The following is a 25,326-nucleotide window of genomic DNA, read 5'->3' on the forward strand; positions in this document are numbered from 1 at the left end:
CGTCCCAAGCGTCGACCGGCCCGCCCAGGACGGCGCGGCAGCCCGAACGAACCCGGAGCCAACTTGCGATCTGCGCGGCGCCTCGTGATCGCCGCCTGCCTGGAGTATACCCGCGACATCATCAATCTTTTCAAGGCGAACGACGACCAGCTGTTTCGCAGGGCCGACCGGAGCAACGGGCGGGCGTGGCGCGCGAGCGACGGACACGACCGCCACGCCACGCCGCGCTTCGTCGCCTCAGCCGTCGCAGCGCCCGTGCCCCGGCCCCAAGCCGGCCTGCGTGCCAGAACGCAAGCCTCCGTGCCAGCCCAGCACCGTGCGGTCGCCCGTGCGGGCCTCCGCCCTCGCGATCAGGGCTTGGCGACGCGTCTCGTCGATGAAGGGGCAGGCGCCAAGAAGGGCGAACAGGTCGATCAGTGCCTCGCCCGGTGTCGAGACGCCCGCCTCCGGATCGATCAGTGCACCGTCCCTCGCTTCGATCGGGGACACGTCGGCGCGCCCGATGGACGCCCAATAGTCGCGGAACTTGAAATCGTCTCCCGGGGGCCGATCACTGATCTTCAGCCATGTGGCCGGGATGCCGTAGGCGTGGGCGACGATGAGGCCGTGGAGGGAACTGGACAGGATCCGGCGGCAGGAGAGCACGGCGTCGATCACCGCCTTGATGCCCCCGGTGATGTCGATCAGGCGCACGCTGAGGCCGGCAGGCAGGCGTGGAAGGAGCTCGGTCCCGGCCTCGCAAACGCGTTGGATGATGCCAATCTCGTAACGCGAGGCGATGTCAGGGTCGTAGAACAGCGGCAGCAGCAGAGCCGGATCGCCCATCGGGAGTCCGGGCTCGCCTCCGGCCTCGACGATGCGCCGGGCCGTCAACGGGCCGCGCACGGCAAGGATGTTCGCGACCGGAATGCCCAACGCGCCGGTGCTTCCGATGAAGCCGCCTCCCCAGACGACGGCCTCGGGATGAGCGGTACGGATGCCGCTGCCGACGACATGATAGATCGGGGCCAACTCGGCAGCATCGGAGTGCAGAGTGTTGATCACCTGCTGTTCCGCCAGCATCGCCACGAGCGCGGCGTTGAGCTTGTCGCCCGAACTGCACGCAACCGGCAGGTTGACGGGCCAGCGGGCTATGACGGGAGGCCCGCCCCGCTCCGCGGCCGCCGTAAAGGCCTGGGTGAACGGATCGACGCCCTCCTCGCCGGAGGGCGGTGCCGTCATGTCCGGCGGCGCCGGGAAGGCCCGCGGCGCTCCATCGGCGTCCGCTGGCAGGCGCAGCGTCTGCGCCTCCAAGTGCCACCGGACGAAGCCGTCCGCATAGGCCGCTCGGAACGCGTTGCCGCCGAACGCATCGATTCCAGTGTCCGGCGCCGTGGTGAGGGAGGTGGGCAGGCGCAGGCCCACGGTCATGACATCGGGGGAGACCGCGATCGCAGCTGAGCCGTAATGCGCGCGCAGGCGCCATTCGAATTCGGCATCCCCGCTGAAGCGGACGCCGTCGAAGTACCCGACCGCGTCGAGAACGCTGCGAGCGAACAGGCTGGAAGCCCGGTTCAGGAGCGGCACGGATTCGAGCCGGCCGGACCGGTCGATCCGCACCCATTGCGAATAGACGCAGATGGTCCGGGCATCGGCATCGATCAGAGCCATCGCGCGCTCCAGGCGTTCGGGATGCATCCAATCGTCGGCGTCGTGGAAGGTGTAAAACTCCGCAGCAACGAGTCGCAGCGCGAGATTCTTGGAACGGTATACGCCTTGGTTCACCGGGCTCTCGATGATCGAGATGCGGGGATCGGTGGTCGCGATCGCACGCATGACCGCCCCCGAGCCGTCGGTGGAGCCGTCGTCGACGATGATCAGTCGCAACGACGCATAGGTCTGAGCAAGGACGCTGGCGATCGCTGTGGCCAGCGTGTCGACGGCGTTGTGGACGCACATGATCACGGCGAGGCGGGCGACCGGAGTTACCGAAGGCAGGTCGGATGGGCCCTCTCGTCGGAACGCCTGGAGGATGTGCGCATCGACAGGAGCGCAAACGCCGGCGTCTGAATGCGACACCCTCTTCAGGTAACGCGTCATCGCCTCGGCCCAGGCGACCCGGTCGCCTCGTCCGGCATAGGCGTTGACCAGAGCGTGCAACGCCGAAGGGGCGTCCGCCGTCTTCGCGAGTGCTTCGACCGGGATCTCGTCAGCCAATCCGGCGCCGATGAGCACATCGCCGACCAGCCCCCGCCTGTGGCTCAGGCCCGCGGCTCTGATCGGATCGGCCTCCAGGCGGCGCAGGAGCGCCAGAGCTTCCTTGTGGTCGGAGCGCGCGAGTATTCCGAGACGGACGAAGACAATCCGATGATCATCGGGCCATTGCCGTTCGGCCTCGGCGAGGGTTTCGAAGCCCGCTTCGACCTGTCCGGCCTTCAACTGGCAGCGCGCAAGCAGGATGGACAGATCCGCCTGCTTCGTATCAGGCGATACGCGGGCTGCGCGGGGTATCACCTCCGTCAGGACCTCGATGGCCTGCCGTGGCAAAGACAACACCATCAGCGCGCGGGCCTGATAAAGGCCGAGCGTGATGTGACTGTCGTCCGGAAGCGCGACCCCACGTACCTTCAACGCAAAAGCCAAGCGGAGGATCAAATAAAGATCCCGGTTCGCTAACGAGTGCTGAAGCGCGGAGGCGAAATCTGCCGATTGGAACGGACGTTGGAGCGCCTCCACCCAGGCATCCAGGCCGCCGTGGCCGCAATCGCGCAACACCTCAGCCATGCTCACAGCGTGATCAGCCACCAAAACTCCGAATCCCCCTCGGAAACCGTGTCGGCCGGCACGCGGCTAAGCGCCTTCGGTTTTAAGGGCGCGCTTCCGATGTCGCAAATCGAAGACAGGAGTTGGTCCACGGGATCCCGGCATACATTCCTGAGCGGCATGCGATGCTGTGGGCGTAACGAACTGACCTGCTGCCGGTTTGGTGAACCCCATCCGTGCGTCAAAACCCGATCAGTTCGATCCTTCGGGGGACCGCTTTCGACCCAACTCGGCTGCTCGGAACGTCGGCTTGCAGACTTGTAGCTGATCGTGGTGGGGCGGTCCCCATCACATGCCTCGGTGTGATTCCAGCTTGATCCAGCTGTCCGACGCGATTAACCCACGACCATCACCCCAACAAGCACCCTCCAACTCGATGAGGAGGAGCAAGCATCCGGCACATTGGAAAGTACTCGTAGGCATGACGGGGGCTACATGCTTTCTTGCCGGCACCTAGCGCAGCATCACGTTTCGGATGAATTAAGCGCGAACTTGAGTAGGGTTTTGCTGTACATGCCAGAAAGTGGCCAAAATCCGAAAATTTTGAATCTTGCTGATGTCAGGTACGTAATCGTACAAGCTGGTGGCCTCGGAACACGCCTGGGCCGCCATACGCGGAACAAGCCAAAGTGCCTGTTGTCGGTAAACGGTCGACCGATCATCTACTCCCTATTCGATCGGTTTCCCGGAGCCACCTTCGTCGTTATCATCGACCATTTAGCCGATGTATTCGAGCGATACATCGCGCTTTTCCCGCCGCACGTACGGGTCATGACCGTGCGAGCGAGCGAGAAGGGTACTGCGGCAGGATTGAAGAGCGCTGCCGCGCTGCTCCCTTCCGACCACGAGCCGTTCATGCTGGTATGGGGCGATCTACGCCTTGGAGACCTGCCCGATACCACCATTGACGATCGTTTACGCGTCGGTTTGACATCGTCGTTCTCTTGTCGCTGGTCGTGGTCCGCCGAGGCGGGACTCGTTGAAATAGCCTCCGATAAGTTCGGCGTCATGGGGCTATTCGGCATACCCGGCCGCCGCCTTCTAGCGCACTGCCCAGACGCGGGAGAATTCGTCGAGTGGCTTGCCAAGAGCAACGTCCCTCTCGATCCGGTAATGATAGACGACGCAGTCGAGATCGGAACGGTCGCATCACTGACGGCACAAAGACGAAGTTCAACTTCAGCCCGTTATTTTAATGTGGTAGAAATTTGCCAAACCACGGTCAGAAAGCACGCGCGGGACCCGCACTTCTCTCAACTCATTGATGATGAAATATCTTGGTACAAATTTGTGACTGGACTGGGATTTTTGAATATTCCTGAACTACTGGCCGAAGTCCCACTAACGCTAGCACGCATGGCTGGCTCTCATCCCTTCGATCTTGCTCTCGATCCTGCCGGCCAGGCACGCGTGCTGGATAGTATCGTCGAGGCACTGTCCGATCTGCATCGCCGCGGCGCCCATCCCGGATCCGTGATATCTGCCGAGCAGATGTACCGCGAGAAGCCACTGATACGCCTGGAGGCCGTCCGGAAGCTTGCGCCGAACTTGACGGATCGCGAGCGGCTATCCATCAATGGCCGCAGTTGCCGCAATATCCTCCATCCCCGCCACGTCGCGTGGTTCCACGAACAGGTCGATACGCTCGGTATCAAGCCGTTCACGCCGATCCACGGGGATCCGACTTTCTCGAACATCCTGATCGATACGATCGGCAAGCCCTGGTTCATCGATCCACGCGGTCGCTTCGGGGATCTACCTCTGTACGGCGATCCACGCTACGATTGGGCGAAGCTCTACTACTCTGTCATAGGTGGGTATGATCTTTTCAACACGAAGCAGTTTGAGATGCATATCGATGGCGATTCCGTCGACATTTTCATTGATGATCATGGCTGGGGTCATTTGAAACCCATCATCGAACGCCACGTGAGTGACGACTTAACGGCGGTAAAGACCATTCATGCGCTGATCTGGCTGTCTTTGAGTGGATTCGCTATCGACGATTATGACTCCGTCATCGCTGCTTACGCACTGGGGTTATTTTATCTAGAAGAATCGACGTGCTGACACACTTGGATAAGCAGCCGTTTGGGATACGATTTCGGACGCTTCGGGTCGTTAACTCAGCAGGCGCGAACGTTCTACGACACTGTCAGGCGCTTCAATGACCCAAGACTTTCTTGCAAACATTTTGTCCCGTGCTCTTAATTCAAAAGATGGCCATGCCTTTCTGAAGCCTTTGGCGCTCATATCATCTGACATCTCTGTATTGGAAACATTCCTAACGGTCGCCTGCAATTGCGGTCAATTCGAAGACGCAGCCTCCACCATACGGAGGCTGAAGCAACTTACGGCGCGCTACTACCTCGACGCTGAAAAAACAGTCGAAATTGGACAAAAAGTCCAGAAATTGCTTCACTCGGAAGCAAGTATGTTCGGGTTACATAAGTTTTATTTCAATGAGCCTGGCGCATGGCATCACAGCGTTGTGACCCAGGCGGTAATCGGGGCCGCGGAATACTGCGACCGCCTTGATTCTAGCTTTGCGCAACCTTTGGCCGAGGCTCTCGAGGCTTGCGGAGTCTACCTCGATGCGGCCGTGCTCGGCGCGCTGCGGCATCTTCTAATGCTGGGGCGCGACGCCTGCGCAATGGACTTTCTCGACCTGACTATGGACCAACTCCCGCCAGCATCCACAACAACTATCTTGGACTATGCAATCGCCTCGGCGGTCCATCGCGATGCGATGGAGGCCGCCCTTCTCTACGCTCAGCGGTTCGAGCAAATCACGGCCTGCGCGACAGCCGGCTTCTGTCGGATCTCCTCTCACGTCGGTATCCGCGCCCGTAACCGGCCGGGCTGGGCTGAGTACCTGGGAGCGCTGCGTCCCAAACAGGCCGTAACCGACAGCGCGCTTGCTCCGTTGGGGCATCCGTTCCCGTCCGAAGGGCCTGCATATCGATCCGACGGCCGGATCGACGTTTTCTTGAAATGTGTCAAGCGACCATTCGACATCCATGCGTTCATATCATTCTGGATGGAATGCTTCAATGATCCGGACCGTTACAGGATCGTGATCCTCGACGATACCGGTCTCAATCTTGCAGAGCACTACAGTCAATATAATATAGGTGCAAGCTGCAGCATTCGAGAAGGGATGAATGAGGCTCTTACTTTCTTTTCGCAATCACGCCGCCCCCTGAATCTGCTTGGCTGGGAAAGCGTCGCAAACTTGACTCCATTCGCGCAGACCGAGTCGCAATGGTTCTGGAACATTGATGCAGATGACATTCGACCTATTTTAAACGAGAAAGTTAATATGGGCGATATCCGTAGCAAACTCCGCGATATCGAAAATTTTGCCGAAGACAGCGACCTGATGGCTATATCGTATGACTTATGGGCGTCAGCACATTATCTTTTCGATCACGGATATCACTGGACGTTTGGGATCTGCCTATGTCGTTCAGCGCCCCATTTGCTCGGCCGGATGTTTGGCTCACTAGCCGGATGTGATGTTCCGACGTTTAGGATAAACCTCGACCATCTGTTTTCCCGATTGTCGGATGGGCGCCTTGGAGACAGTGAATATAGCTGCTACTTTGGAAGCTTTATATTCGATAAAGTCGCGGTTCTTCAAAAAGATCCTCAAGGAAACGAATTTTATCATATGCATCAATCAATGAAAAAACGATTAGGGTACGACTCAGATATGCACCGATACGTGCAAGACAGGCTGCACTTCAAGACAGTTGTTGTCTGAATGTATGAGTTCAACAGCATTATAGGATTAAAATCTTGAAATTGCGGGCGTTTCGACCATACCGCTTGTGTTGATCGGTCGTGCGGTTCGCGGCCGTTGCCTCATTCGACGACTGCGAGGAGATGCCCCATGGTCCGACGACCACGACACTCGCGGCCCCGGCCGCCCACGTGCCGGGATTGCCAAGACCGGCCATTCCTCCTTCACCGCCGCACCTGCCAGAAGGCCCCCACTCCGGGGGCCTTCGTCGTTTGCGGAGACCTTCGATGACCCGCCCCATCCTCGCCAAACGATCCTCCAAGGCCGGCAAGCCGCCCGGCGGTACGCAGTCCGCTCCGTCGCCCCTGATGTCCGTCGAGCCGGGAGCAACCGCAGGCACAGGGCTGGGGGTGGCATCGTCCCCGGTGCAAGAGACGAGCGCAGTCAGGCGGAGATCTCCGAGCAGAGTTACGACCGCTGGCGCAAGGAGTACGGCGGTCTTCAGGTCGGTCAGGCCAGGAAGATGAAGGACCTGGAGCGCGAGAACGTTCGTCTGCGCCGGCTCGTCGCCGACCTTTGTTTGGAGAAGCATGTGCTGGCGGACGTCGCCTCGGGAAACTTGTAGCCCCTGAGCGACGCAGGCAGGCGGCGGGAGGCGCTGGCGGAGGCCATGTGCCTGCATGGCATCCCGGAGCACATCCGCTGCGACAATGGCCCTGAGATGATCTCGAAGGCTTTGCGCGAATGGGTCGAAGGCTGGCTCGCAAATCCAGTACATCGCGCCAGCATCACCGTGGGAGAACGGGCATTGCGAGAGCTTCAACGGCATGCTTCGGGACGAATGTCTACGCCAGGAGATTTTCTACTCATCGAAGGAGGCGCAGACCGTGATCGGTCTATGGCAAACCACTGACAACCGCGTCCGACCGCATTCGTCGCTGGGCTATCGGCCACCCGCGCCCGTCGGCTACCCGGATCTGGCGTGCCGGCTACCCATGGCCGCCACCATGCAGGAGCCTCTCAAGTGGCTCGGTCCAAAATACCGGTCAGGTCACCGGCGCGCAGGTCGGGGGACCTGCGGAATGGCGATGGCGAGCGATCGCCGGCTCTGCGACGATTATCTGGAAACCGATGGGTGAGCGGTTGTGAGGGTAGGGCGCTCGACCAAGGTGCGCACACGTTCTTCCGTCAGGATCCCGAACACTCGCTTCAGCATCGCCCGAGGCGACGCTGCGGGCCGGCACGCCGACGATCAGGCTGCCGTCGGGGAACTCCGCGCCCTCGCGCACCAGCGCGTTGGCACCGACGATGCAGCCGCGGTCGATGCGGCACGGAGAGCTCAACCCGCCCGCCGCGCCGTCTCGACCGGGCACCGTCGCCTTGGGGACATCCTGGCCCGAGCGGACGCCGCCGTCCATGAACACTTCGGTACGGAAGCCGATCTCGGCGATGATCCGGGGGAGCGCGTTGTTCGGGCGCGATCGATGGGGCGAGGGCAGGGGGCCGTCCCCGATGACTGACGAGAGAGGCGCGGGCTCAGCCCTGCGGGCGGCGCTCGGCGCGGCGCAGCGCCACGATGGTCTCGCGCAGCCAGCGCTGGCTCGGCACGTCGTCGTTGGAGGCGTGCCAGATCATCGAGATCGACACGTCCGGCAGATCGACCGGGGCCGGGCTCACGGTCAGGCCCATGCTGTCGGCGAAGAAGCGGGCGAGGCGCGAATGCATCGTGGCGATGACCGGGGCTTGGCGCACCACGAACGGCATCACGGCAAAGCGCGGCGAGGTCAGGGCGATGACGCGGCTGCGGCCGATCTTGGCCAGCGCGTCGTCGACGACGCCGTGGGCGCTCTCCACGAGGCTGGTGAGCAGGTGGGGGAAGCGCAGGTAGTCGTCGAGCGAGATCGGCGGTTCAAGGCCGACGAGGTCGGCATTGAACAGGCAGAGATAGCTCTCCTTGTTGAGGATGCGCCGCTTGTGGTGCGTCTGCCCCTGCTCGAACACGCCGATGCCGACATCGACCCGGCCGCTGTCGAGGTCGTCGAGGATGCGGTGGCGATCGACCGTGTGCAGCAGGAGCTTCACCCCCGGCGCCTGCGCCTGGAGATGGGCGATCAGGTTCGGCATCAGCAGCACCTCGGTCGAATCCGGGATGCCGAGGGTGAAGGTGATGTCGGCGGTTCCCGGATCGAAGGCGGCGGGGGGGGCGGTGATGAGTTGGATCTGCGCCAGCGCCGCCCGCATCGGCTCGATCAGGGCGAGCGCCCGCGGCGTCGGGCGCATGCCGTCGGGACCCCGCGTCAGCAGCTCGTCCGAGAAGGTGGTGCGCAGGCGCCCGAGCGCGTGGCTCATCGCCGACTGGCTGATGCCGATGCGCGCCGCCGCCCGCGTCACGCTCCGCTCGGTCAGGAGCGCGTCGAGGGCCACGAGCAGGTTGAGGTCGAGGCGGGCAAGATGCACGTGATCGATGCGCATTATGAAATCAGCCCATTTGATTCATGAACCCGACATCAGCACATTCGGTCTCACGAAGCGACGGGGGGCCCGCCGCGGAAACCCGAGAGAGACCGACAGATGTCCAAGTCCATCATCGCGCGCACCGTCACCGGCCTGGCGCTCACCCTTCTGACCACCGCCGCCTTCGCGGGGGAGACGGCCACCATCCACAACGCCAAGACCGTCGGCGCCCTCGCCCTGGAGATCCAGGGGCTCGCCACCGACACCGGCTCGGTGCACCGCCAGGGCGGCTACGCCCTTCCCGGCGCCGTCCAGTGGAAGGTCCCGGCCGTCGACGAGCGCGTCAAGCAGGCTGCCGCGTTCTAAACAGGCCTGAAAAGGGAACGGCCACGCAAGCCAGAACCCGAGGTGCGCGTACATCCGGCGTCACCCAAAATCCCGGCTTCGTGGCCGTGTCCGATCGAGCGACTGGGTCGCGATCGGCATGTCCTAAAGATGGGGGCGATACGGTTAACAAACAATGAGCGACCCCGCCGGTCCGTGCGCGTCACGGGCCGGCGGGGTTCTTTTGTTGGCGCCGACCACCCCGACGCGGCGAACCGCCCCTTGCGTCCCGCCGCGGCACGGGCGAGCAAATCCGTATCGCTCAAGGATCGATGGGGGCCCGGTTGAGAAGCGTGATCCGCGCCGCGCTGGCGATGGCGGCCACCGCCGTTCCGCTGGTCCCCGCGGCCGGGGCCGATCCGCTCGCCCCCGGCGCCGCCTCCTGCCTCGCCTGCCACGCGGAGGGCGGCGGCTTGCCCGATCTCGGCACCCTGTCGCCGCAGGCGATCGAGGCGGCGCTCGCGGGCTACCGCGACGGCAGCCGAGCGGGCACGGTGATGCCGCGCCTCGCCAAGGGGTTTTCCGCGGTGGAATCCCGCGCCATCGCCGAGGCCCTCGGCCGGACCGGGGCCGCGGGCCGGTGAGCGCCGGACCCACCCGCCGCGGGCTCCTTGCGGGTCTCACCGCCGCGGCATTGGCGGCCCCGGCGCTGGCGCGTGCCGCCCCGCGCGTGGTCGTGGTCGGCGGCGGCTTCGGCGGTGTCGCCGTCGCCCGTGCCCTCGTCCGCAACGGGATCGCCGTGACGCTGGTCGAGCCCGCCACGCACTACGCCACCTGCCCGTCGAGCAACGCGGTGATCGCCGGGCTGATGCCGCTCTCGAAGATCACCTTCGGCTACGAGGGCGTGCGCCGGGCGGGCGTCACGCTCCTCCACGACACCGTCGCGGGCATCGATCCGTCCGCACGCCGGGTCGGCTTGGCGGGCGGGGACACCCTCGCCTACGACCGGCTCGTGGTCGCGGCGGGGATCGGGCTGCGCTTCGACGCGATCCCCGGCTACGACGCGGCGGTCGCCGCCACGATCCCCCATGCCTGGAAGGCGGGAGCGCAAACCGCGCTGCTCGCCCGCCAGATCGAGGCCATGGAAGACGGCGGCCTCGTGGTCGTGACGGTGCCGGCTCTGCCCTATCGCTGCCCGCCCGGGCCCTACGAGCGGGCGAGCCTGATCGCGCATCTCCTGAAGACGCGGAAGCCGCGCTCCAAGGTCGTCATCCTGGATGCCAAGGACGGCTTTTCCAAGCAGCCGCTGTTCCAGGCCGCCTGGAGCGCGCTCTATCCCGACCATCTCGAATGGGTGCCGCTCGCCAAGGGCGGAGGGGTCGAGACGGTCGATGCCGCCGCCCGGACCGTGCGGGCGGGGGCCGGCCTGTTTCGCCCGGCAGTGCTCAACGTGATCCCGCCGCAGACCGCGCCGACGCTCTGCCTTTCCGCCGGGCTGACGAATGCGAGCCGCTGGTGCCCGGTCGATCCGATGAGCTTCGAATCGACCCTCCATGCGGGCATCCACGTCATCGGCGATGCGGCGATCGCGGGCGCCATGCCGAAATCGGCGTTTGCCGCCTACAGCCAAGCGCAGGTCTGCGCCGGGGCGATCGCGAGCCTGCTGGCCGGACGGGCGCCGCCCGAGCCGAAACTGATCAACGTCTGCTACAGCCTCGCCGCACCGGATTACGGCTTCTCCATCGCCGGAATCTACCAGCCCGAATGGGACCGGCTCGTCACCGTGCCGGGCTCGGACGGCCTCAGCCCGGACGACGCGCCGCCGGCGGTGCGGGCGCGGGAGGCCGCCCTGGGCCGCGCGTGGTACGACGGCATGATGCGCCAGCTGTTCGGCTGAACGCTTCCATGCTGCACTGCGGCATCGTGTGCCGCAGCGAACGGGATATTTGCCGGCTGCCCATCGTTGAGGGGCACAAGAACAGTTTCAGGATTGACGATGACCAAGTTCAACCTCGCCCTCGCCGGCGTCTTCGCTGCAACGCTCGCCTCCGCGGCGCCCGCCCTGGCGCAGACGGCCTATCCGCTGCCCCTCGACGAGCCGGCGACCACCGGCACCATCACCCGCGGCCAGAACAACACCGGCGGCGACCCGAACCTGGTCATCCCGTTCGGCTCGACCGGCGCCGACACGTTCCAGTCCGACTCGGCCGTCGGCGGCAACGCCAACCAGCCGGCCCGCGCCGTCCCGCAGGGCAGCGGCGGCGGCGCCAGCGGCGGCAACAACTGACCGGATAGACCAGGACACCACCTCGGGAAGCGCCCCGCACGGCCCGGCCGTCGCGGGGCTTTCCTTTGGCCGGCGCGCCCGCGGCACGAACCACACCGTGTCTCGAAAACCGATCGTCGCAGTTTTTGGAACGCCCGGTCATTTCCCGGACGCGCGAAATCTGCTTTCTCATGCCGCCTTGCTCGGAGGGGGCGGACGTGAAGGCGACCTTATCGGACATCGCGGCGTGCTTCAGAATCCTTCTCGGCCGGGAACCGTCCCTGGAAGAGATTCAGGTGCACACGAAAGCGCATGTCGGCAATGATCTCGCCGACGTCGTCAAGAGTTACCTGGAATCGGAAGAGTTCCGTAACCGACGCATCGTGCAGATCGTGAAGCCGGAGCCGCCGCGCGCGCAGAACGCCGCACGCGGATTTCTCATGAAGTGAGCCGGTGGAGAGGCGAAAACCAGCGCCGCGCCTCCGCCCATCGGTCCGGCCCGTCACAGGATGGGCTTGCCGCCGGTGACGGCGACGGTGGCGCCCGAGACGTAGCCCTGACCGCCATGCTCAGGGCATCGGCCCGAGGCGCCCACGCGCAAGGGGTCACGCGTCGTCCGCGCGGCCCAGCTCGCTTCGGCGGGCGGCGTTACGGCCGGTTGGGATAGAGGCCGGTGACCGCGATGCAGACGCTCTGGCCGAGCGAGGGCTGCTGCGTCGGGACCGATGCGGTCGGCGCGGCGGCCGCACTGGCCACGGTCACGGTACCGCCGTTCACCAGCGACGCGTTGAAGCTGAAGGCCGGATTGCCGGTGACCGGAATGCTGGCCGCGCTGCCGCTCGCCGGGGCCGTGGTGGTGTACAGGCCCCTAAGCTGGTTGTTGGTGCCCACAAAGTACCCGGCATTGGCGAGGTAGACCGTGGAGCCGTTGGCCACGGGCTGGGTCGCGGTGCTCGAGCCGTTGACGGCGGTGGTGTTCACGCTCACGCTCGCACCGTTCGGAGCGGAAGCCGGGACGTTGATCGTCTGCTGACTCGTCGTTAGAGTGAAGGCGGTGCTGTGCGTGTGCGGCACGAGCGGGGTCTGGGCCGGCGTCAGGGTCACTGTCTGCTGTCCGAACTGCTGGGCCATCCCGACCGGCTGCAGCCCGGTGCCGGTCCCCTTGCCGACCACGACGCGGCCGCGCAGATCGGGAATGTTGAAGTTGGTGGTTCTATCGCCGCCATAGGTGAAGCCGATCAAGCCGAACAGGGCCGTGTATTCCCTAATCGTGAGCTGCCGGCCATCGGCCGGGAGATAGCCGCTCGGGCACCAGTCGAACGAGAAGGAGCAGATCGTCCCGATATAGGGCTCGGTAATGCAGGCGAGGGCGGGCCCGCTGAGGCCGACGAAGCCGGTGGCTAGAAGCGCAGCGCGAAGGGTGGAGCGAAGCATCGGTCGCATGGGATCTGATCTCGAAGATCGGGGACAGGGAAGACGGCATTGTCGCCCGGGACGAATACCGAGATAGCTCAAAAATAAGAAAGACTACTCTAACCATCTTATGCTTGCATTGAGGTCTTAACGATTCGTTTTCATCGAACCGTCGGACCGGAGCGCATCCCGACGAAGCGGACACCGGTTCATCGGGATACGCGGCAAGACGAACGCGCGGAGCTATTGCGACTTTTGGGGATAGAGGCCCTCGGCTGCGATGCAGACGGTCTGGCCGAGCGAGGGCTGCTGCGTCGGGACCGCCGCGGTCGGCGCGGCGGCCGCATTGGCCAAGGCCACGATACCGCCGCTCACCAGCGAAGCGTTGAAGCTGAAGGCCGGATTGCCGGTGACCGGGATACTAGCCGTATTGCCGCTCACCGGGGCCGTGGTGGTGTACAGGCCCCTGAGCTGGTTGTTGGTCCCTACGAAGTATCCGGCGTTGGCGAGGTAGACCGTGGAGCCGTTGACCACGGGCTGGGTCGCGGTGCTCGAGCCGTTGACGGCGGTGGTGTTCACGCTCACGCTCGCACCGTTCGGGGCGGAAGCCGGGACGTTGATCGTCTGCTGACTCGTCGTCGGAGTGAAGGCGGCGCTATGCGTGTGCGGCACAAGCGGGGTCTGAGCCGACGTCAGGATCACCGACTGCTGTCCGAACTGCTGGGCCATCCCGACCGGCTGCAACCCGGTCCCGGTGCCCGTCCCCAGCACGACGCGGCCGCGCAGATCGGGGATGTTGAACGTGGTGGGCTGGGTGCCGCCGTAGGTGGTGCTCAGCAGACTGAACAGAGCGGGATATTGCTGGGACGCGAGTTGCCGGCCATCGGCCGGGAGGTATCCGCGCGGGCACCAATCGAACGCGAACACGCAGATCGTCCCGACATAGGGTTCGATGTTGCAGGCGAGGGCGGGCCCGCTGAGGCCGATAAGGCCGGTGGTCAGCAGCGCGGTGCGCAGGGTGGATCGAACGATCGACGGCATGGACGGCTGATCTCGACAGTATGGATTGAATATCGGTGATCGACGGCGCGAACGGGCGGCAAAGACGACCCAAAGCGGTGTCGGCATCGATCCGACCGCTCCAGAGTTGCGCCAACCTCTTAACGATTCCACCTATGCCGACACTTGGGCGGCAGTACCTCGCATCGATGGGTCCCCGGACAGAGGCATCGCGGCGGATCGGAGTGAGACACGACCTCTCACGAGTGGAATGTGACGTGAGATGCGAAGTCGGCCGTCGCTCGGATCGCATGCCCGCGCCATGCGGGCTTCGCGCCTCCCGTGTGAGAACGGCGGGATCGTCTCTTTTCGCCGTGTGTGTCCTGGCGACGACAGCGACCACGGACAACCCTATGTTATATTCCCGTCCGTTCTATCGATCGGCCGCCTCCGCGGACATTGATCCTGAACATCGACGCGTTCGGCCAGACCACCGCAATCGCAGTTCTGCGCGCTCGTTATAGGACTTCCAAATGCCTGGCTCGTCTCAAACATTCAAGTATGTTTTTACTGTCGGGACGGCAAGCAACGGGTCAGGCACCTACCAAGTTCTGAATCTTTATTCCAGCAACAGCCGCACCGTAACGGATGCAAACGATTCCGGCGGATCGACCGACAATCTGGCTCGACTTGGCGATATCTCCCCCGATTACTTTCAGGGTAGCCTCACTTCCAACGGCAACCCGAAGCTCAATCTTAAATACTTTGGAAGATCTGCCTCTGGCCTTGCAGGATTCAACCCTGATTCAGGCAATATCTATTTTTACACGGATGTAAGATACGCAGACGGGACGAAGCTTTACAACAATGTAGACTTCTTTTACGCTGATACGTCCGACACCGATACGCAATATACGCTCACCTGCTACGTCGCCGGCACCCTGATCCGGACGAGTCGCGGCGACGTGGCGGTCGAGGCGTTGCAGGTCGGCGACCTCGCCGTCACCGCCTCCGGTGAGGCCCGCCCGATCCGCTGGATCGGCCACCGCACCGTCGAGGCCCGCCGTTTCCCCGATCCGGCGACCACCTTCCCGGTGCGCATCGCGGCCCATGCCTTCGGCGAGGGGCGCCCGGCGCGCGACCTGCTGATCTCGCCCGCCCACGCCGTCGCCGTGGATCTGCTCGGCGAGGTGCTGATCCCGGCCTGCCGGCTCGTCAACGGCACCACGATCACGCAGGAGCCCGTCGAGCGCATAACCTACTGGCACGTCGAACTCGACAGCCACGACATCCTGCTGGCGGAAAACCTTCCGGCCGAGAGCTACCTCGATTGCGGCAACCGCCGCTTCTTCGCGCAGGCCGACATCACCGACCTGACCGCCCTCCCGGACGCGCGGCCGGACGGCGCGCCCGCGTTCTGTCGCCCGTTCCACGAGGACGGCCCGGTGGTCGAGTTGGTGCGCGACCGCCTGCGCGAGCGGGCCGAGGCGCTCGGCTGGCGGATCGAGACCGCGCCGATGGCCGACCTGCACCTCGTGGCCGGGGATCGGGTCATCCGCGCCGACGTCGCGGGCCTGACCGCCCGCTTCGTCCTGCCGGCCGAGACCGGCACCGTGCGCCTCGTCTCGCAGACCAGCGTGCCGACCCACGTGCTGCCGGGCGCGGGCGACACGCGCCGCCTCGGCGTGTCGATCGCGTCGCTGACCGTCGATGACGGGCTCGGCGCCGCCCGCGCCATCGCCCTGGACGACCCGCGCCTGGAGGCCGGCTTCCACCCCCTCGATGCGGGCGGCACTGCGACCTGGCGCTGGACCGACGGCGCGGCGCAGCTCCCCGCCGCGCTCTGGCAGGATTGCCGCGGCACGGTGTTCCTGCGCGTGACCCTGGCGGGCCCGGCGCTGCCCCGCTGGGTCGCCCCGGCGGAGACGGTCGCGGCCCGCCGCGAGGCCTGAACCCCAAAGCGCCCCGCCGTCCCGTGCCGATGGGACGGAACCGCAGGCCACCCGGCCGCGTCCTCGCCGTTCGAGGGATCGTTTCGCATCCGCGAGACGCCCGGACGACGCCGGCCGGAGGGCGGATGGACGCGCGGACCATCGAAAAAGGCAGAGACGCAGGACAGACGGAGGCCGCCGCGGAGCATGCCGCGAGCGCCGTGCGCCGAGCCGACCGTGACGTCGGCCGCATCCGCTGGCTGCGCGGGCAGGTGGTGCGGCTCTCGAAGCGTCTCCCCTTGCGCCGCCGCTTCTCCCGCGGACTCGCCCACGGGCTGATGTCGGCCTTCGCCGCGGTGGCGGCCTACGTGCCGACGCAGGTGTTCGGCCTGCGCGAGGGTTTCTGGGCCGCGATCACCGCGGTCGCGGTCGCCCAGACCGAGTTCGGCGCGACCCGCTCGACGGCGCGCGACCAGTTCACCGGGGCGGCGATCGGCGGCCTCGTCGGGCTCTCCGCCTTCCTCGGCCTCGGGCCCTCGCTCTGGGCCTACGCCGCCGCGGTGGTGCTCGCCACGCTCGCCTGCTGGCTCGTCAACGTCGCGAGCGCCTGCCGCCTGGCCGGCATCACCGCCACCATCATCCTGCTCGTGCCCCATGTCGGCCCGGTCGAGCGCATGGCCGCCTCGCGGGTGGTGGAGGTCGGCTGGGGCGTGTGCGTGGCGATCACGACGGTCTGGATCGTGACGCGGGTGAACCGCCGCCTCGCCCCGGAAAAGCCGGCCTGACCATTGGCCGGGAAACTTCGTCGATGGAACTTGGCCGCACGCCCCCGGGGTTCCCGCCGCGATTGCCCTTCGGGGTGACGGCTCGATCCGGGAAGGATGGTCCATGAAGGCGTTGTGCTGGCACGGCAAGGGCGACATCCGTTGCGATACGGTGCCGGACCCGATCATCGAGGATTCGCGCGACGTCATCATCAAGGTGACCTCCTGCGCGATCTGCGGCTCCGACCTCCACCTGATGGACGGGCAGATGCCGACCATGAAGTCGGGCGACGTGCTCGGCCACGAATTCATGGGCGAGGTGGTCGAGACCGCGGCGGGCTTCACCAAATTCAAGAAGGGCGACCGCATCGTCGTGCCCTTCAACATCAATTGCGGCGAGTGCCGGCAATGTAAGCTCGGCAACTGGTCGGTCTGCCAGCGCTCGAACCGCAACGCCGAGATGGCGGCGGCGCAGTTCGGCTACACCACCGCCGGGCTGTTCGGCTACTCGCACATCACCGGCGGCTACGCAGGCGGACAGGCCGAGTACGTGCGCGTGCCGATGGCCGACGTGGCGCCGATGAAGGTGCCGGACGGCATGGACGACGAGTCGGTCCTGTTCCTCACCGACATCCTGCCGACCGGCTGGCAGGGCGCCGAGCATTGCGAAATCAAGGGCGGCGAGATCATCGCCGTGTGGGGCGCGGGGCCCGTCGGCCTGTTCGCGATCCAGTCGGCCAAGATCATGGGCGCCGAGCGCATCATCGCCATCGACACCGTGCCGGAGCGCCTCGCGCTCGCCCGCAAATACGGCGCGACCGACATCATCGACTACGCGCAGGACGACGTGTTCGCGCGCATCAAGGAGATCAGCCGGGGCGAGGGCGCCGACGCCGTGATCGACTGCGTCGGCATGGAGGCTTCCGCCGGCCACGGCCTCTCCAGCGTGATCGCGACGCTGCAGGAGAAACTGACCTCGACCGAGCGGCCCTACGCGCTGACCGAGGCGATCAAGGCGGTGCGCCCCTGCGGCATCGTCTCGGTGCCGGGCGTCTATGGCGGGCCGATCCCGGTCAACATGGGCTCGATCGTGCAGAAGGGCCTGACGCTCAAGAGCGGCCAGACCCACGTGAAGCGCTACCTCGATCCGCTGACCAAGCTGATCCAGGAGGGCAAGTTCGACACCGCATCCCTGATCACCCACCGCTCGACCGACCTCGCCGACGGCCCGGACCTCTACAAGACGTTTCGGGACAAGAAGGACGGCTGCGTGAAGGTCGTCTTCCACCCGAGCTGATGCTTTCGGGTTTCCCAGTATCCGTCGTGGCAGGAAACATGCCCGGCGACGACGGCCTCGACTTCGGACGCCTCGGCGGGCGGCGCATGTCTGCGTCGATGCACCGAGGATGCTGTCGGAGAAGACCGACCAGCTTACGTCCTGGCTGAAAGAAGGCCTGCCGGACCTCGCCCGCTTCACCCCGCCGGCGAAGGTGATCGACAAGCGTACCGCCTCGCCCTGGATGGAGCCCGACCTCGAGACCATCCTCCAGGGCGAGGGCATCGACACCCTGCTGATCACCGGTGACGAGACCGATGCCTGGGTGATGGGCGCGGTCGATCGCGGCTCCCGGTTGATCGTCGGCCGCTTCGTTGTCTGCTCCTCGGTCGACCCGACCTACGACGCGATGATGGTCCTCGATCACTCCCGCTTCGGCACCCGGATCGAGCCGGCGCCGGTCGCTGAGATCTTGGATGCTTGGCCGGGCTGAACCGGTCGATCACCGCGACGACGCACGCCGATGCTTCAGGCCGAACCGGCGACAGCTTGAACAACTGCGGACATCACGGTGTCGGCAGGATCGAACGACCGGCGCGCTTCTTGCTGACGACGATGGCGATCCCGACGCCGCCCTAAAAGCGGCGTCCTTTCGTCTTGGGGCAAGAAGCCGAGATGCGCCGCGACCGCCTGCATGGGGCCTTGCACTGTCCTCGCCGCGCCCGGCAAAGAGCTTACGGCGCCGGAGAGCCGCGCAGTTGTCTATTCGCTACAAACGCTCAAGCTTCAACACAAATTGTGAAGAACGTGCGCGTCGGCGGAACTTCCCTCCGACTTGTGCGTAAAAAGTTCCATGACAAGATGCGTTCTATCGGCAACCCTGCCATGGGCTGCCGTCATATTCTCGCCTCTTGTTTCAGTATGGTGCGGACATCTCACGGATCGACGGTTCGGAGCGCGAGCGACGGCGCATCCGGTCACCTCACCCTCGTCGCTGCACCGGATCACGCATGTCCAAACTCGCTCTGACGACCGCCCTGGCCGCCCTGCTCGCCTCGCCGGCTGTCGCCGGTGGTTCGGTGGGCGGGTTCGACGGCACGTGGTCGGTCCAGCTCGTGACCGAGAGCGGGATGTGCGAGGCGCAGTACAGCTACACCCTCAGCGTTCAGGACGGTCAGGTCCGTCCGATAACGACGGCCTCGTCGAACGGCACCACGGTCTCGGGCCGGGTCGGGTCGGATGGCAGCGTCGGCCTCACCGTCGCGACGGCGGCGGCCAACGGCACCGCCTCAGGCCGGCTTCAGGTGCGCGGCGGCTCCGGCACGTGGCGCGTCTCGGGCGGCCTCTGCACCGGCCGCTGGACCGCCCGCCGCCATACGGTGCGGACCGCGCAAGCGGAGTGATCCGCCGACAATCTCGGTATCGATCGGCGATGATACCGTCATCGTCGATCGCCCATGCGACGGCGTGGCGGCGGTCGTCCGCCGGACGCGTGGATCAGGACCATTGGTTTTGATCCACGCAACTCGATAAAAGCCTCAGACGCCCGCTTCCAACCAAGCGCGCGCCTCGGCGATCCGGGCGCGCTCGAACACCTTGATCTGCACCGGCGAGACGAAGCCGAAGGTCTCGGCCACCGCCCGCAGCCAAGTCGCGTCGGTGACGAGCGCCACGTGGCTCACGCCCTTCATCATCGAGAGGCCGAAGCGCGGATCCTTGAAGAAGGCCGCCGGCTCCATGCCCTCGAAGGCGCGCACGTCCTCCAGCAGCTTGAGCTTGCCGCCCTTGTCGAGGTCGGCCTTCATCGCGGTCATGACCGCGTTCATCTCCTCGTCGGAAATCTTGCCGTCGACGACGATCTCGGCGATCGCGGAATCGGGCTTCTTCTCGTAGGTCAGCAAGGCGCGGCGCTCCTCGAAATGGCGCCGGCGCGAGAACCCCGCACCGGCCGCGCGGGAGGCCGCTTATAGGAAACTCTGCGGGTCCACGTCGATTGCGACCTTGAGATTACCCCGCGGCTTGGGCCCCCGCGCCAGCCAGTCGCGCAGATAGCTCTGCACGTCGATGCCGCGCTCGGTCTTCACCAACAACCGGAAGCGCCAGCGCCCGCGCACCAGCGCCAGCGGGGCTTCGGCCGGCCCTAGCACCATGATTCCGGGCGGCGGATCGGCGGCCCGCGCCAGAGCCTGCCCGTGCGCCTCGGCCTTCTCGCGCTCCTCGCCCGACACGATCAGCGCCGCGAGCCGCCCGAACGGCGGCAGCCCTGCCGCCTCGCGGGCGCCGATCTCCTCCTCGTAGAAACGCTCGGCATCGCCCGAGAGTAGGGCGGCGATGACCGGATGGTCGGGCTGGTAGGTCTGGACCAGGGCTCGGCCCGGCCGCTCGCCGCGCCCCGCACGCCCCGTCACCTGCTGAAGAAGTTGAAACGTCCGCTCCGCCGCCCGCGGATCGCCGGTGGTCAGCCCGATATCGGCATCCAGCACGCCGACCAGCGTCAGGTGCGGGAAGTTGTGGCCCTTGGCGACCAGCTGGGTGCCGATGACGAGGTCGCACTCGCCCGCCGCCACCGTCTCCAGTTCCTGCCGCAGCCGCTCGGCCCCGCCGGGAAAGTCGCTCGACAGGACGACGATGCGCCGGTCGGGAAACAGCGCGGTGGCCTCTTCCGCGATGCGCTCGACGCCGGGGCCGCAGGGGGTGAGGTGATCGAAGGCGCCGCACTCGGTGCAGGCCTCGGGCTTCGGCTGGGCGTAGCCGCATTGGTGGCACACCAGCGCCCGGCGGAAGCGGTGCTCCACGAGCCAGGTCGAGCAGTTGCGGCACTGGTAGCGGTGGCCGCAGGCGCGGCACAAAGTCAGTGGGGCGTAGCCCCGGCGGTTGAGGAACAGCAGCGCCTGCTCGCCCTGGGCCAGCGTCGCCTTCACGGCGTTGACCATGGGTGGCGACAGGAAGCGGCCGATCTCCGGCTTGTCGAGGCGCATGTCGATCGCCTTGATGTCCGGCAGCGGGCGCCCGCCGAAGCGGCCGGGCAGCGAGACGTGGCGATAGCGTCCGCTTTGTGCGTTCACCCGCGACTCGATCGAGGGCGTGGCCGAGGCGAGCACCACCGGGCAGCGCTCAAAGCGACCGCGCACCACCGCCATGTCGCGGGCGTGGTAATGGACGCCGTCCTCCTGCTTGTAGGCGCTCTCGTGCTCCTCATCGACCACGATCAGGCCGAGCTTGGCGAAGGGCAGAAACAGCGCCGAACGCGCGCCCACCACCACCCTGACCTCGCCCGAGGCCACGCCCGCGCGGATGCGCTCGCGCCGCTTGCCGCCGATGCCCGAGTGCCACGTCGCGGGCCGCACGCCGAAGCGGCCGGCGAACCGGTCGAGGAACTGCGCGGTCAGCGCGATCTCCGGCATCAGCACCAGGGCTTGCCGCCCCTCGCGCACGCATTCGGCCACCGCCTCGAAATAGACCTCCGTCTTGCCGGAGCCGGTGACGCCTTCGAGGAGGATCGTCCCGCCAGACTCGGCCGGGGCAGGGGAGGGGGGAGCGATCAGCTCGTGCGCGGCTTCCGCTTGCGCCTCTGACAACGGCACCCGCGGATGATCGGGATCGGGGGGCAGGGCCACAGGCTCCGGCACCAGGGCCACCGCCTCCAGCGCCCCGTCGTCGATCAGCCCATCGACCACCGAGAGCGACACGCCCGCCTCCTTGGCGAGCGCGCTCTTGCCCCGCACCGCCCCATCGGCGGCGACCGCCAGCACCTTGCCGCGTGCCGTCGTCGGCCGGGAGGCCGGGCGGCCGGAGGCGCGCACGCCGATGCGCGAGGTCTCGCGCTGCGCCGCCTCGTCGGGCAGGCGCAACGCCATGGCGAGCGCCGAGCCCTTCGGCGCCAGCGTGTAGCGGGCGAGCCAATCGACCAGCTTGCGCAAAGGCTCGGACAGGGGAGGGGCCTCGATCCGCCCTGTCACCGGGCGGAGATTGCCCCCCGAAGCCCGCTCCTCGACGCCCCAGACCACGCCGACGGTCTCGCGGGGCCCGAGCGGCACCTGCACCACGTCGCCGGCGGCCAGCGTCAGGCCGGGCGGCACCGCGTAGCTGTAGGCGGTGTCGAGCGCCAGCGGGATCAGGATGTCGGCGACGGCGGGCATGGCATCACGGTTTGTCGAACTCTCGTTCTATATATGTCCCGTCTTATCCTGGCGAGGATCGCGCCGCAGCCGATAGGCGACCGGCACCGCCAGTAGGCTCAGCCCGCTCATGGCCCAGAACGCCGATAACCCCAAGCCTCCGTAGAGCGGTCCGGCCGCGAGCGTCACCAGCGCCGAGGCGAGGCCGAGGCCGAAGCTGCCGTAGACGGTAAGCGCGGTGGCGCGCAGCCCCTCGGGCACACGCCGCGCGAGGATGCGCAGGCAGGCGAGATGCAGCAGCGCGAAGGTCAGCCCGTGCAGCGCCTGGATCGCGACGAGGGCCGGGAGCCCCGTCGTCTGCGCCTGCACCGCCCAGCGCAAAGCCCCGGCGAGCGCGGCGAGTTCGAGCGCGCGGGCCGGCCCGATGCGGTCGAGCAGGCGCGGCCCGAGCCAGAGAAACACCAAGACTTCCGCGGCGACCGCCTCCGCCCAGAGCAGGCCGGCGGCGCCTGCGCCGATTCCGGCCCCGGTCCAGGCGATCACCGCGAAGGCGTCGTGCATCGCATGCGCGCCGATCACCAGGGCAGCGGCGAACACGAGGCGGCGAAAAGCGCCGATGGCGACGAGCGCCCGAAACCCGCCCGTCGCCCCCGATGCCGGAAGGGAAGCGGTGGCAGGAATCCGCACCGTCACCAGCGCGGCAACTCCGAAAAACACGGCGCAGGCCCCGAGCCCCGCGCCGTTGCCGTACCGCCCGACGAGCCATCCGGTCAGCACCGTGGTGACGATGAAGGCGGCCGATCCGGCGCCGCGGATGCGTCCGTAGGCGTCACTGCTCCCACCCGACAGCACGAGCGCGTCGGCGAGCGGGCTGAGCGCCGCGCTCGTCGCCGCATGGATCAGCACGAGGACGACCAGCAACGCGAGACCTTCGCCGACGAGCAGGCCCAGGGTCAGCCCGCCCGAGGCCGCAAGGCCGAACGCCAGAAAACCCCGCACGGCGGCATACCGGTCCGCGAGCCGCCCGGTCGGCGGGCCGACGACCAGCCGCACCAGCATCGCCGCGGCGAGCAGCGTGCCGATCTGTGATGCCTCGAACCCGCGCGCGGCGAGCGTGGCCGGCAGGAACGGCGAGAGCGCGCCGTACCCGCCATAGAGCGCGGCGTAGAGCGCGACCGCCCGTCCGATGCCTCCCTGGCCCACGCCTACCCCCACTCCGTCCATCCCCGATCTGGCGCGCAGCGCGGTGGCCGGAAGGGGAGAGGATGGATCGGATGAGAGTTCGCCGATTTCATGCTCGCCGACGACTGCCCTCCGTCCTGAAACTGGTCTAAGGAGCGTGCTGCCGAGGGTCCCGTCCGTGGCCCGTCGGCCGCGCGGCCGGCCCGTGTTGCCGGTCTCGCGGTTTTCGCGAGAGAGGTTTTTCGTCGGCCATGACCAGTCCCGGCAACGACGGCGCGCCGCTGCGCCCGCAATCGCAGCTCGTGACCGTGTTCGGCGGCTCCGGCTTCCTCGGCCGCCACGTGGTGCGGGCGCTGGCCAAGCGCGGCTACCGCATCCGCGTCGCGGTGCGCCGGCCCGACCTCGCGCTGTTCCTGCAGCCGCTCGGCAAGGTCGGCCAGATCGTGGCCGTGCAGGCCAACCTCCGCTATCCCGAATCCGTCCGCCGCGCGGTCGAACATTCGGACATCGTCATCAACCTCGTCGGCATCCTGCAGGAGCAGGGGAGCCAGCGCTTCGCCTCGTTGCAGACCGAGGGCGCCGGCACCATCGCGCGGGCCGCGGCGGCGGCGGGGGCAAAAGTGATCCACGTCTCGGCCATCGGCGCCGACGAGGCCTCGCCCTCGCTCTACGCCCGCTCCAAGGCGCTGGGCGAAGCAGAGGTGCGCCGCGCCAGCCCGGATGCAGTGATCTTTCGGCCCTCGCTGGTGTTCGGCCCCGGCGACGGCTTCTTCAACCGCTTCGCCGGGCTCGCGACCTTCCTGCCGGCGCTGCCGCTGGCGGGCGCGCAATCACGGTTCCAGCCGGTCTTCGTCGGCGACGTCGCCGAGGCGATCGCCCGCGCGGTCGATGGCGATGCCGAGGGGGGCAAGGTCTACGAACTCGGCGGGCCGGAGGTGAACACGCTCGAATACTTCGTGCGCTACATGCTCGAAGTGATCATGCGCCGCCGCGCGGTGATCGACCTGCCCGAGCCGGCGGCCCGGATCCAGGCCCGCGTGCTGGAGATCGTCGACACGCTCACCTTCGGGCTCTTGCCGCCGAGCCTCAAGCTCACCCGCGATCAGGTCACGCTGCTCCAGAGCGACAACGTCGTCTCGGAGGAAGCCAAGTCCGAGGGGCGCACGATCGAGGGTCTCGGCATCGTCCCGACCGCGGTCGAGGCGGTGGTGCCCGGCTATCTCTGGACCTTCCGCAAGGCCGGCCAGTTCGCGCAAGGCCGCGGCACCGAAGCGATGGCCTCGGTGCCCGACATGATCGCGTCGAGCACCGAGGCACCGGAATCGCAGCACCGTCCCGCCCGAGCCAGCGGCCCGGCGATCGGTGCCGACGCCGCGAACCCGAGCCGGATGGGCCAGCGCTGGGGCACGCGCGCCTGAGGGCGCGCACTGCCTTTTCGGATAGGCCCTCCGCTTCACCAGGAAGGCCCCTGATCGCCTCTCTCGAACTTTTCTTGTTTTTCCGATTGACGGGGACGGTAGGCCCTCGTAGAAGCACCTCACCGACGGGGCGCCGCGGCCCACCACTTGGGCGGCACAGCGAACCGACGGTCTTCGGGACTGTTGAGCGGCACGGCTGATCCGGGCGACTGGATCGGACGATCGCTGTCCTTCGTGTCCTGGATGTGTCGATCGGATGACGGTTGACAGGACGGTTCGCCGGCTCTAGACGCCACGGACCGCTCGGGCGGACTTCCCAGCAACGACTGCGGTCGCTGCGTGAACGGGACCGCCGCGGACCAATCGCTGAAGACGGGGCTGATCGGGCCGGGCAACCGGGACGATGGCGCGTCGGCGGCGGAAGATTGCACCTTGGGTGCAGGCTTCGCGCTCTTTGACAAGTAGATATCGAGAAAGAGAAACGCGGGCGGCTTGTTCATGTCCTTGCGGGTTCGGTCGAGAGGCCGAGCCGTGAGAGTATGACGCTGGACCGACGTTTCGGAAGCTCACCGTTCATTCGTGGAAACGCGGGTGAGACGGATGTGAGCACTCCGTTTATGTTGTGATCAGCTGA

General features: G+C 66.5%; 21 protein-coding genes and 1 pseudogene. 14 read left to right on the forward strand and 8 right to left on the reverse strand.

All coding sequences use genetic code 11. The annotated features are described in order from the left end of the window. Positions 1 to 237: 237 nt before the first annotated feature. Complete coding sequence (locus ASG52_RS09610) at positions 238 to 2,763, reverse strand: glycosyltransferase (RefSeq protein ID WP_056242262.1); 2,526 nt, start codon at positions 2,761 to 2,763, stop codon at positions 238 to 240. A gap of 552 nt (positions 2,764 to 3,315) precedes the next feature. On the opposite strand from ASG52_RS09610, the gene ASG52_RS26175 reads away from it, so the two are divergent. The 3 genes and pseudogenes from ASG52_RS26175 to ASG52_RS27060 form a co-directional block, all read left to right on the forward strand. Beyond that, positions 3,316 to 4,872 carry a phosphotransferase gene (locus ASG52_RS26175; RefSeq protein ID WP_162249989.1) on the forward strand — a complete coding sequence of 519 codons (1,557 nt, stop codon included), beginning with the start codon at positions 3,316 to 3,318 and terminating at the stop codon, positions 4,870 to 4,872. Positions 4,873 to 4,969: 97 nt separating this feature from the next. Then, on the forward strand, positions 4,970 to 6,568 hold the full coding sequence (locus ASG52_RS27055; RefSeq protein ID WP_156383875.1) for a hypothetical protein: 1,599 nt from the start codon (positions 4,970 to 4,972) through the stop codon (positions 6,566 to 6,568). Positions 6,569 to 6,992: 424 nt separating this feature from the next. Next, positions 6,993 to 7,560, forward strand: a pseudogene (locus tag ASG52_RS27060) (integrase core domain-containing protein); the annotation flags it as partial. A gap of 33 nt (positions 7,561 to 7,593) precedes the next feature. Here ASG52_RS27060 and ASG52_RS28755 read toward each other — a convergent pair. Both ASG52_RS28755 and ASG52_RS09625 read right to left on the reverse strand, forming a co-directional pair. Then, positions 7,594 to 8,061 carry an alpha-hydroxy-acid oxidizing protein gene (locus ASG52_RS28755; RefSeq protein ID WP_502691043.1) on the reverse strand — a complete coding sequence of 156 codons (468 nt, stop codon included), beginning with the start codon at positions 8,059 to 8,061 and terminating at the stop codon, positions 7,594 to 7,596. Positions 8,062 to 8,083: 22 nt separating this feature from the next. Next, entirely contained in the window at positions 8,084 to 9,019 is a 936-nt protein-coding gene (locus tag ASG52_RS09625; protein ID WP_056242268.1) for a LysR family transcriptional regulator, read from the reverse strand. A 99-nt stretch (positions 9,020 to 9,118) separates the two neighbouring features. Here ASG52_RS09625 and ASG52_RS09630 point away from each other — a divergent pair, with 99 nt between their 5' ends. The 5 genes from ASG52_RS09630 (at position 9,119) to ASG52_RS09650 (ending at position 12,040) form a co-directional block, all read left to right on the forward strand. Beyond that, the gene (locus tag ASG52_RS09630) at positions 9,119 to 9,367 is read left to right on the forward strand and encodes a hypothetical protein (RefSeq protein WP_056242271.1); all 249 of its coding nucleotides are present in this window, start codon (positions 9,119 to 9,121) and stop codon (positions 9,365 to 9,367) included. 302 nt (positions 9,368 to 9,669) lie between these two features. Further along, the gene (locus ASG52_RS09635) at positions 9,670 to 9,969 is read left to right on the forward strand and encodes a c-type cytochrome (RefSeq protein ID WP_502691041.1); all 300 of its coding nucleotides are present in this window, start codon (positions 9,670 to 9,672) and stop codon (positions 9,967 to 9,969) included. Beyond that, positions 9,966 to 11,222 carry an NAD(P)/FAD-dependent oxidoreductase gene (locus ASG52_RS09640; protein WP_056242273.1) on the forward strand — a complete coding sequence of 419 codons (1,257 nt, stop codon included), beginning with the start codon at positions 9,966 to 9,968 and terminating at the stop codon, positions 11,220 to 11,222. Before ASG52_RS09635 ends, ASG52_RS09640 begins: the two co-directional genes overlap by 4 nt. A gap of 99 nt (positions 11,223 to 11,321) precedes the next feature. Next, complete coding sequence (locus tag ASG52_RS09645; RefSeq protein ID WP_056242275.1) at positions 11,322 to 11,612, forward strand: hypothetical protein; 291 nt, start codon at positions 11,322 to 11,324, stop codon at positions 11,610 to 11,612. A gap of 197 nt (positions 11,613 to 11,809) precedes the next feature. Further along, positions 11,810 to 12,040 carry a hypothetical protein gene (locus ASG52_RS09650; RefSeq protein ID WP_156383876.1) on the forward strand — a complete coding sequence of 77 codons (231 nt, stop codon included), beginning with the start codon at positions 11,810 to 11,812 and terminating at the stop codon, positions 12,038 to 12,040. A gap of 199 nt (positions 12,041 to 12,239) precedes the next feature. On the opposite strand, the gene ASG52_RS09655 is transcribed toward ASG52_RS09650, so the two are convergent. Next, positions 12,240 to 13,034, reverse strand: coding sequence for a phage tail protein (locus tag ASG52_RS09655; RefSeq protein WP_056242281.1), 795 nt, complete (start codon positions 13,032 to 13,034; stop codon positions 12,240 to 12,242). A gap of 213 nt (positions 13,035 to 13,247) precedes the next feature. After that, positions 13,248 to 14,045, reverse strand: coding sequence for a phage tail protein (locus ASG52_RS09660; RefSeq protein ID WP_056242284.1), 798 nt, complete (start codon positions 14,043 to 14,045; stop codon positions 13,248 to 13,250). A gap of 491 nt (positions 14,046 to 14,536) precedes the next feature. Between ASG52_RS09660 and ASG52_RS09665 the strand changes: the two genes are divergently transcribed. The 5 genes from ASG52_RS09665 to ASG52_RS09685 all read left to right on the forward strand — a co-directional run bounded on the left by ASG52_RS09665 (position 14,537) and on the right by ASG52_RS09685 (position 19,377). Next, positions 14,537 to 15,955: a Hint domain-containing protein gene (locus tag ASG52_RS09665; protein ID WP_082552475.1), complete on the forward strand. Its 1,419-nt coding sequence runs from the start codon at positions 14,537 to 14,539 to the stop codon at positions 15,953 to 15,955. 125 nt (positions 15,956 to 16,080) lie between these two features. Then, positions 16,081 to 16,719 (forward strand): FUSC family protein, encoded by a 639-nt coding sequence (locus ASG52_RS09670; protein WP_056242287.1) that lies wholly within the window; start codon positions 16,081 to 16,083, stop codon positions 16,717 to 16,719. A 103-nt stretch (positions 16,720 to 16,822) separates the two neighbouring features. Further along, the gene (locus tag ASG52_RS09675) at positions 16,823 to 17,995 is read left to right on the forward strand and encodes a zinc-dependent alcohol dehydrogenase (protein WP_056242290.1); all 1,173 of its coding nucleotides are present in this window, start codon (positions 16,823 to 16,825) and stop codon (positions 17,993 to 17,995) included. Between the two features lie 109 nt (positions 17,996 to 18,104). Next, the gene (locus ASG52_RS09680) at positions 18,105 to 18,467 is read left to right on the forward strand and encodes a cysteine hydrolase family protein (RefSeq protein ID WP_056242293.1); all 363 of its coding nucleotides are present in this window, start codon (positions 18,105 to 18,107) and stop codon (positions 18,465 to 18,467) included. 517 nt (positions 18,468 to 18,984) lie between these two features. Next, the gene (locus tag ASG52_RS09685; RefSeq protein ID WP_056242295.1) at positions 18,985 to 19,377 is read left to right on the forward strand and encodes a hypothetical protein; all 393 of its coding nucleotides are present in this window, start codon (positions 18,985 to 18,987) and stop codon (positions 19,375 to 19,377) included. A gap of 135 nt (positions 19,378 to 19,512) precedes the next feature. Here ASG52_RS09685 and ASG52_RS09690 read toward each other — a convergent pair whose 3' ends face one another. From ASG52_RS09690 to ASG52_RS09700, 3 genes are all read right to left on the reverse strand, one after another. Beyond that, positions 19,513 to 19,875 carry a SpoIIAA family protein gene (locus tag ASG52_RS09690; RefSeq protein ID WP_056242302.1) on the reverse strand — a complete coding sequence of 121 codons (363 nt, stop codon included), beginning with the start codon at positions 19,873 to 19,875 and terminating at the stop codon, positions 19,513 to 19,515. 63 nt (positions 19,876 to 19,938) lie between these two features. Continuing rightward, entirely contained in the window at positions 19,939 to 22,113 is a 2,175-nt protein-coding gene (locus tag ASG52_RS09695) for a primosomal protein N' (RefSeq protein WP_056242305.1), read from the reverse strand. A 27-nt stretch (positions 22,114 to 22,140) separates the two neighbouring features. Further along, on the reverse strand, positions 22,141 to 23,316 hold the full coding sequence (locus ASG52_RS09700; RefSeq protein ID WP_056242308.1) for an MFS transporter: 1,176 nt from the start codon (positions 23,314 to 23,316) through the stop codon (positions 22,141 to 22,143). Positions 23,317 to 23,525: 209 nt separating this feature from the next. Between ASG52_RS09700 and ASG52_RS09705 the strand changes: the two genes are divergently transcribed. Then, on the forward strand, positions 23,526 to 24,692 hold the full coding sequence (locus tag ASG52_RS09705) for a complex I NDUFA9 subunit family protein (protein ID WP_056242311.1): 1,167 nt from the start codon (positions 23,526 to 23,528) through the stop codon (positions 24,690 to 24,692). Positions 24,693 to 25,326 lie beyond the last annotated feature (634 nt).

Origin of the sequence: Methylobacterium sp. Leaf456, from assembly GCF_001425465.1 — a bacterium.
Classification (GTDB): Bacteria; Pseudomonadota; Alphaproteobacteria; order Rhizobiales; family Beijerinckiaceae; genus Methylobacterium.